Source organism: Pseudoflavonifractor sp. An85, from assembly GCF_002161235.1.
Classification (GTDB): Bacteria; Bacillota; Clostridia; order Oscillospirales; family Oscillospiraceae; genus Enterenecus.
Window position 1 is genome coordinate 61981 of the sequence record NZ_NFHE01000015.1, and the last position, 7878, is coordinate 69858.

Annotated in this window: 6 protein-coding genes and 1 pseudogene; 3 read left to right on the plus strand and 4 right to left on the minus strand. The window is 60.2% G+C overall.

Features of this window, described 5'->3' with window-relative positions:
* Window positions 1-90: 90 nt before the first annotated feature.
* Both B5G37_RS08570 and B5G37_RS08575 read right to left on the minus strand, forming a co-directional pair.
* Window positions 91-2043 carry an FAD-dependent oxidoreductase gene (locus B5G37_RS08570; protein ID WP_087256449.1) on the minus strand — a complete coding sequence of 651 codons (1953 nt, stop codon included), beginning with the start codon at window positions 2041-2043 and terminating at the stop codon, window positions 91-93.
* Window positions 2044-2067: 24 nt separating this feature from the next.
* The gene (locus tag B5G37_RS08575) at window positions 2068-3300 is read right to left on the minus strand and encodes an OFA family MFS transporter (protein WP_087256451.1); all 1233 of its coding nucleotides are present in this window, start codon (window positions 3298-3300) and stop codon (window positions 2068-2070) included.
* 199 nt (window positions 3301-3499) lie between these two features.
* Here B5G37_RS08575 and B5G37_RS08580 point away from each other — a divergent pair, with 199 nt between their 5' ends.
* Complete coding sequence (locus B5G37_RS08580; RefSeq protein ID WP_087256453.1) at window positions 3500-4036, plus strand: PadR family transcriptional regulator; 537 nt, start codon at window positions 3500-3502, stop codon at window positions 4034-4036.
* Window positions 4037-4107: 71 nt separating this feature from the next.
* On the opposite strand, the gene B5G37_RS08585 is transcribed toward B5G37_RS08580, so the two are convergent.
* The gene (locus B5G37_RS08585; protein WP_087256456.1) at window positions 4108-4413 is read right to left on the minus strand and encodes a YerC/YecD family TrpR-related protein; all 306 of its coding nucleotides are present in this window, start codon (window positions 4411-4413) and stop codon (window positions 4108-4110) included.
* Between the two features lie 169 nt (window positions 4414-4582).
* On the opposite strand from B5G37_RS08585, the gene B5G37_RS08590 reads away from it, so the two are divergent.
* Both B5G37_RS08590 and B5G37_RS08595 read left to right on the plus strand, forming a co-directional pair.
* Window positions 4583-5704 (plus strand): metallophosphoesterase, encoded by a 1122-nt coding sequence (locus B5G37_RS08590; RefSeq protein WP_087256458.1) that lies wholly within the window; start codon window positions 4583-4585, stop codon window positions 5702-5704.
* Between the two features lie 81 nt (window positions 5705-5785).
* Complete coding sequence (locus tag B5G37_RS08595; RefSeq protein ID WP_087256460.1) at window positions 5786-7189, plus strand: NAD(P)/FAD-dependent oxidoreductase; 1404 nt, start codon at window positions 5786-5788, stop codon at window positions 7187-7189.
* Between the two features lie 348 nt (window positions 7190-7537).
* Here the strand turns inward: B5G37_RS08595 and B5G37_RS08600 are convergent.
* Window positions 7538-7878: pseudogene (locus B5G37_RS08600) on the minus strand (tRNA uridine-5-carboxymethylaminomethyl(34) synthesis GTPase MnmE); the annotation flags it as partial.

The following is a 7878-nucleotide window of genomic DNA, read 5'->3' on the forward strand; positions in this document are numbered from 1 at the left end:
CCTGCTGAGGGTACGCTAGAAGAACGAATTCCCAATATAGAATACAGAAAAACACCGTCTTTCCGAAGAAAGACGGTGTTTTTGCTGCGCTTAAATGTCCAGAGCGGCGTGATAGCCCCAGTACACGGCGTTGGTGATGGTGGACACCCGGGCGGCGTCGCCAATCACCGCCACATAGGGAGCGGCATCCCGCAGCTCGTCCACAGTGTCGGTGCAGGAGACCTGGCCCAGGGCGCAAATGACGCTGTGACCAGCCACCAGCACCTCTTCGCCGGTAGCGGTGTTTTCGCACAGCACTCCTTCCTCGGTGACCTTCAGTCCACGGAAGCCGGTGTGGATGTGCACGCCCTGCTTGTCCAGCTCCTGGAGCAGCAGGGGGCGGTGACGGACATTGGCGTCGGGGGCCAGAGCGTCCCGCATCTCCACCAGATGCACGGTCTTGCCCTCCATGGCCAGGTGCACGGCGCACTCACAGCCAGCCAGACCGCCGCCCAGCACCACCACGTCGTTGCCCACCTTCTCAGTGTTCTTGTAGTAGTCGTTGACGATGGTCACGTTGTCCCCGGTGAGGCCGGGGATGGGGGGCACCAGGGGGTGGGAGCCCACGGCCACGATGAGCGCGTCGGGCTTCATCTCCTGGGCCAGAGCGGCGGTGACGGGGGTGTTCAGACGGATTTCCACCCCGGCCTGACGGGCCAGCAGCTCATAGGTGCCGGTGAGCTGATACATTTCCTTCTTGAAGGGGATGGCCTGCTCACTCTTGAGGATACCGCCCAGCTCGTTCTCCTTCTCGCACAGGATGACCTGATGGCCACGGCGGGCAGCGGTGTAGGCGGCGTACAGACCACCGGGTCCACCGCCAGCTACCAGGACCTTCTTCTTCACCGGGGCGGGGTGTACCTCGCAGCCCTCGATCTCACGGCCGATGAGGGGGTTGACGGTGCAGCGGCGGGTGGCGGTGGCGGCGCGCTCGGCCATGCAGGTGAAGCAGCGCAGGCAGCGCACGATCTCCTGGGGCCGGTTCTCGGTGACCTTCCGGGGCAGCTCGGGGTCGGCCAGCAGGGCGCGGGCCATGTACACCACGTCCGCCTTGCCGGAGGCAATGATCTCCTCCATCTGCTCCGGGTCGTTGAGGCCGCCCAGAGTGGCCACGGGGACGGAGACGTGCTTTTTGATCTCTGCGGCCAGATACACGTTGCAGCCATGCTCTTTGAACATGGAGGGGTGGGTGTCGCCGAAGCCCCGCTGATAGGTACCGGCGGAGACGTGGAGCAGGTCAATGCGGGACTCGATCTGTTGGGCGATGCGCACGCCCTCATCCAGGTTGTAGCCGCCCTCGAACAGCTCAGAGCCGCTCATGCGGAACTCAATGGGGAAGCGGGGGCCAACGGCGGCCCGCACGGCATCCAGAATCTCGCAGGCCAGACGGCAGCGGTTCTCCAGGCTTCCGCCGTACTCGTCTTCCCGCTTGTTGAAGTAGGGGGAGAGGAACTGGTTGATGAGCCAGCCGTGTCCGCCGTGGATCATCAGCATTTCAAAGCCTGCTCGCTTGGCCAGACCTGCCACCGTGCCATAGGCGGCCACGATTTCGGCGATCATTTCCTTGGTCAGAGCCTTCACAGGCACCCCGTCGGGGCGTACGGTGTCCGAGGGGCCCCACTGGCACATCTCGTGCTGACGGGTCTTGTCGGTCATGTAGGTACCGGCGTACATGCCGGAGTGGGACAGCTCCAGGCTGGGCATGGCCCCGTGGCGACGGATGGCGTCGGCGGTGTAGGTGGCAGAGGCCAGGGAGTTCAAAATGGCGGTGTCCAGGTGGTAGGCGTGGGAGCCGTCGGTCTGGGGGTGCACCATGCACTCACTGACGGTGACGGCGCCGGCGCCGCCTCGGGCCCGCAGCTCATAGAAGGCGGTGGACTTGGGGCCGATGCACCCGTCGTTGGTGATGTCGGTGCCACCCATGGGGGCGGAGAACATGCGGTTGCGGAAGGTTACGCCAGCCAGCTTGATGGGGCTACACAGGTGGGGAAATTGACGATTCATATTCCAAAAGCTCCTCTCTGCAAATTATCGGGTCTTTTTGCTCACAAGACGATAGACAAAGGTGGTAATGACACCGGCGATGCTCAGGCCGCAGGCAATGAGGAAGGCCCGGTGATAGGTGCCGTCGGCCTGGAGGACGCTGCGCATAATGGAGGGGCCGAAGTAACCGGCCACGGCAAAGCCAATGAACATGATGCCGTAGTTCACCGAGTTGTTCTTGGGGCCGAACTGGTCAGCGGTGAAGCCGGGGTACACCCCCATGAAGGAGCCAAAGCACAGGCCCACCACGGAAGAGCCCACATAGAACAGAACCACGGCCTCGGGACTGGAGTAGTACAGGCACAGCAGACCCACCGCAGCCAGCAGACAGGACAGGGTGAGGGTGTTGATGCGGCCAATCTTGTCGGACAGGAAGCCAGCGGCAATGCGGCCAAAGACGTTGAACAGAGACAGCACGGACACGGCAGTGCTGGCGGCCATGGCGCTCAGGCCCACCATGTTCTGGCCAATAGCGGAGGCCTGGGAGGTAATCATCATGCCGCAGAAGGCACCGCAGCACAGCAGTACGGCCATGACGTAGAAAATGGGGGTGGTGAGCATGTGCTTCCAGTCCAGATTTACCGCAGTGGCCTTCACAGACTGGGCAGGAGGGGTCCAGCCGTCGGGCACAAAGCCGTCAGGGCAGCGCACCATCAGCAAAGCGGCCACCACCAGCACCACGGTAAACACTGTACCCACGATCTTAAAGGCGGTGGGGGCGTCGTAGGCCTGCACCAGAGCAGTGACCACGGGAGGCAGCACCACGCTGCCCAGACCGTACACGGCGGTGGTGATACCGCCGATGAGACCCCGCTTGTCGGGGAAGAACTTGATGCAGCTGCTCACGGTGGCGCCGTAGGCCATGCCCAGGCCTAAACCGCCCACCAGACCGTAGGTGACAATGAGTGCGCCCACGCTGGTGGCAAAGCCGGACAGCACCATACCCATGCCCCACATCACGCCGCCCACCAGCAGGACAGCCCGGGGGCCCAGACGGTCATTGAACCAGCCGCCGGAAATCATGGTGATGGGACCAACGGAGTTGGCGATGGTGTAGACAATGGCCAAATCGGCGGTGGTGAGGGTGGCACCGGTGAGGCCGGTGAGATAGTCCGCCATGGGAGAGGCGAAGACGCTCCAGGTGTAAATGGAGCCCAGGCACAGGTTTGCCAGGCAGCATACCACCAGAATGAGCCAACGTTTGCGAGTGTAGTTCATGGAAAATAACGCTCCTTTGTTGTGTTGGTTCGGATCCTTGTCAAAACAATAACATGTCGACGCAAACCAGTCAATACTGACATGTGCAAAATTTCACAATCTCCCATTCAGAAAAATCTTGCCAAATGAATGGAAACAGGACGAATTCCGTGGTATAATCAGAGAAAAACCAGAGGACGACAACAGGAGCGTGTGCCAAATGGGAACGTTAAAATATGCGATTTTGGGGCTTTTGGAGCAAAAACCCCGCAGTGGATATGAGTTATCTCAGGAGTTTGAGAGCACGCTCAACGAGTTTTGGAGCGCCAAACACAGCCAGATTTACCCTGAATTGCGCAAGCTCACCCAAGAGGGAGCGGTGGAGTATCAGGTGGAGATTGTAGGCACGGCGTTGGAAAAGAAGATGTACTCCATCACCGACAAGGGCCGGGAGGAGTTTATGCAGTGGCTGGACCAAAACCGGCCCTTGCCCCCCACCCCCAAAAACGAGTTGCGGCTGCAGGTGTTTTTTTCCAGCTGCCTGGGCCCTCAGCGGCGGCTGGAGCTGTTGGAGTACCAGCTGGAAGAGCACCAAAAGCGGCTGGAGCATTTGCGCCACAACCAGACCAAATTTGACGCCATCCCCCCCAAGGACAGCCCGGAATTTGGGGACTATCTGGTGCTTATGGGGGCCATCATGCGGGAGGAGAACAACTGCCAGTGGGTGAGAGAGTGCATCCGGCTGTGCCAGGAATAACTCGATGAAACAAAAAAGCAGGTGAAAAACCACGGTTTTGTGGTTTTTCACCTGCTTTATGTCTGTGCGAGTTACTTCTCAGGGGCCGTTTGTTCCTTTTGCTGCTGAATCATGCGGTGCATGCCGCCGGTGCCAAAGGAGAAAATCCGGTTTACCCGGCTGATGGTGGCGGAGCTGGCTCCGGTCTTCTCCAAAATTTCCGTGTACACCAGTCCCTGGTCCAGCAGACGGGCCACATCATACCGCTGCTCCATGGCACGCAGCTCTCCCACGGTGCACAAATCGTCAAAAAAGGCGCAACACTCCTCCACGCTCTTGAGCTGGACAATGCTCTCATACAGCGCCATGCTACGCTCCTTGTTCGCTACTTTGGGCATAGGTTCCTCCTTGTCGTTGGGTGGATGATGGTACATTCATCGTAACACATTGAAGCAGTAAAGTAAACGATTTTTTTCACCGCCTTTCTACAGACGGGTTTCTTTTGCACCGGGGGGAAAGTCGTGGTATGATAAAAGAAAAGATATACCACACGGAAGGGTGAGTCCCATGAGTTCCACAGCCAAGCTTCTACGGCCCGCCATCCCTCCAGGCAGGCGGGTACTGGCCCTCAGTGACATCCACGGAAATGTTGAATTTTTTCAAGGTGTGCTGGGAAAAGCAAAGTTTACCCCGGAAGATGTGCTGATTCTGGTGGGGGACCTTTTTGAAAAAGGGGAGGAGAGCCTGCACCTGCTGCGTCTGCTGCTGGAACTGGACCAGACCCACACCGTCTACCCTCTGTGCGGCAACTGCGACCACCTGGATGTGATCTTTTTGGAGGGCAGGCCGGGCATCGACGAGGCCCTGTGGCCGGTGTTTCGCACCTGGGACCGCCGCTCCCTCATCCTGCAAATGGGGGAGGAGTTAGGGCTGCATCCCCAGGGGCCGGAGGATCTGCCCCAGCTGCGAGCGGCCATTTTGGAGAAAATGCCCCGGGAGGTGGCATATTTACGCTCTATGGCCCACATCCTAGAGGTGGGACGGTACATCTTTGTCCACGGCGGCATCGACCGGGAGGAGGACATGGAGTCTCTGCCCGCCTACGGCTGCATGAAAAACGACAACTTTGTGGGGCAAGGGCGCAGCTTTGACCACTGGGTGGTGGTGGGCCACTGGCCCATTACCCTCTACCGCACGGACATCCCCGTGGCCCGACCCTGGATCAAAGAGGATCAGCACATTGTCTCCATCGACGGGGGCTGTGTGCTCAAGGTGGATGGCCAGCTCAACGCCCTCATCATCCCCGATGTGTACCAGGAGCACATGGACTATGTGGCCTACGATGGCCTGCCGGTGGTGACGGCGCTGGAGGGGCAGGAGGCCTCACGCAATCCCCTAAACATCCGCTGGAGCGACAGCGTGGTGGAGGTGCTGGAAGAGGGGAAGGATGTGTGCTGGTGTCGCCACCCCTCCACCGGGCGCAACCTGTGGATTTTGCGAGACTACCTCTATGTGCGCAGCAGCGATGGCAAGCTGCACTGTGAGGACTCCACGGACTATGAGTTGCCAGTGAGCCCCGGGGAGCGGCTGGCTCTGGTGGCCTCGTGCAGCCGGGGATATCTGGTGAAAAAGGACGGGGTGACCGGATGGTACCGGGGAGAGATTGAACGGCTCTCCAGTGATGGATAAAATCCCCCATTGAAACATGCGCAAACCTTTGATATACTGCATCGGGGCATTCCCCAATTACATGTGAAATGAGGAACTTTCATGACCAATCGTTATGATGTTATGGTGCTGGGCACCGGTGAGGCGGGCATTTTTGCCGCCTATGAGCTGACCCTGCGCTGCCCTGAGGCCAAGGTGCTGGTGGTGGACCAGGGCGCGGATATCTACCACCGCAGCTGCCCCATTGTGGCAGGAAAAGTAAAGACCTGCATCAACTGCGCGGTGTGCGACACCATGTGCGGCTTTGGTGGCGCTGGCGCTTTCTCCGACGGCAAGTTTAACTTCACCACCGACTTCGGCGGCTGGCTCACTGATTTCCTGGATCAAGATGAGGTGATGGAGCTCATCGAATACGTGGACTCCCTCAACGTTAAGCACGGGGCCACCACCCAGTGCTTCTCCACCACCACTCCCCAGGCCCGGGAGCTGGAGAAAAAGGCCCTGGAGTTCGACCTGCACCTGCTCCAGGCCCGGTGCAAGCACCTGGGCACCGAGAACAACCTGCGCATTTTGACCAACATCTATGAGCACATCCGGGACAAGCACGACTTCCGGTTCCGCACCGCCATCCGCTCCATCACCGTGGAGCAAGACGGCACCTACACCCTGGAGAGCGAGCAGGGGGACACCTTCAACGCCCCCTACCTCATCGCCGCCCCCGGCCGGTCCGGCGCGGAGTGGTTTGCCAACCAGTGCAAGGGGCTGGGGCTGGAGCTCATCAACAACCAGGTGGACATCGGCGTGCGAGTGGAGCTGCCCGCCACCGTCTTCGAGCACATTACTGACGTGGTGTACGAGTCCAAGCTGGTCTACCGCACCAAGCAGTATGGCGATTCGGTGCGTACCTTCTGCATGAACCCCTACGGCCACGTGGTGGCGGAGAACGTGGAGGGCATCAACACCGTCAATGGCCACTCCTATTCCGACCCCAAGCTGCAAAGCCGCAACACCAACTTCGCTCTGCTGGTGTCCAATCGCTTTACCCAGCCCTTCAATGAGCCTTACCGCTACGGCAAGCACATTGCCTCCCTGTCCAACATGCTGGCGGGCGGCGTGCTGGTGCAGCGCTTCGGCGATCTGGTGTCCGGCATCCGCACCAACGAGCACCGCCTGTCCAAGTCCTTCGTGCGGCCCACCCTCACCGCCGCCGTCCCCGGCGATCTGTCCCTGGCCCTGCCCAAGCGGCAGCTGGACGACATCATCGAGATGATTTACGCCCTGGACAAGCTGGCCCCCGGTACTGCCAACTATGACACTCTGCTGTACGGGGCCGAGGTGAAGTTCTACTCCGCCCGCATCGCCCTGTCCAATCAGCTGGAGACCGCCCTGCCCGGCTTCTTCGCCATTGGCGACGGCGCCGGTGTCACCCGTGGCCTGGCCCAGGCCGGCGCCTCCGGCGTCAAAGCTGCCCGGGTGGTGGCCCAGCGCCTCAACCCCCAGGCATAAACAGAACCAAAAACACCCCGCTGTGCACCTGGCACGGCGGGGTGTTGGATTTTAGGGTCAAAAAGCCTCGCAGAGTTCGCACCGTTCCGGTGCGAAGGGTTGAAATCTATGTTATCCCAGGACATGCGCATGGGATAACATACTTCTCGCCCTGCAAGTGTGGTTTTGTTCGCCTGTGGCGGACAAAAATGCGCGCAGCAGGGTGCAAAAAAGTTCCACGGGAAAGGTGGCCTGCCTTTCCCGTGGAGAGAAGCTTCCACAGCTTCCACAAAGTTTTCCACATGGTGTACAAGTTGTGGAAGGCTATCCATAGATATGGTGTCAAGCTTCAAATTATGACAAAAACTGTCATTTTCCCACGCAAAAGCGCTGGAAAATTTGGGAAGTTATGTCTTCTCGTACCACCCGCCCGGTGAGTTCGCCCAAATGGGTGAGGGCTTCTTCCACATCGGTGAGCACCGCATCGGGGGAGAGGCCGGCCTGAAGGGCCTGTTGGGCTCGGGTGAGGCAGGTCTGCGCCTGTCCAGCGGCCTGGGCCTGACGGGCGTTGGTGAGGAGGGTTCCTGGGCGCAGGCCGGTGTCCTGGGGGAACAGGCGGCCAATGGCCAGCTCCAGCTGGTCGATGCCGTCCCCGGTGAGGGCGGACAGGGCCACCGTCTCCACCCCCATGGGCGGGGCAGGCAGGGGGG

What these genes read in the sequence shown, in the direction of transcription:
- B5G37_RS08570 (WP_087256449.1), bottom strand. Translation starts at nt 2,043, where the DNA reads ATGAATCGTCAATTTCCCCACCTGTGTAGCCCCATCAAGCTGGCTGGC.
- B5G37_RS08575 (WP_087256451.1), bottom strand. Translation starts at nt 3,300, where the DNA reads ATGAACTACACTCGCAAACGTTGGCTCATTCTGGTGGTATGCTGCCTG.
- B5G37_RS08580 (WP_087256453.1), top strand. Translation starts at nt 3,500, where the DNA reads ATGGGAACGTTAAAATATGCGATTTTGGGGCTTTTGGAGCAAAAACCC.
- B5G37_RS08585 (WP_087256456.1), bottom strand. Translation starts at nt 4,413, where the DNA reads ATGCCCAAAGTAGCGAACAAGGAGCGTAGCATGGCGCTGTATGAGAGC.
- B5G37_RS08590 (WP_087256458.1), top strand. Translation starts at nt 4,583, where the DNA reads ATGAGTTCCACAGCCAAGCTTCTACGGCCCGCCATCCCTCCAGGCAGG.
- B5G37_RS08595 (WP_087256460.1), top strand. Translation starts at nt 5,786, where the DNA reads ATGACCAATCGTTATGATGTTATGGTGCTGGGCACCGGTGAGGCGGGC.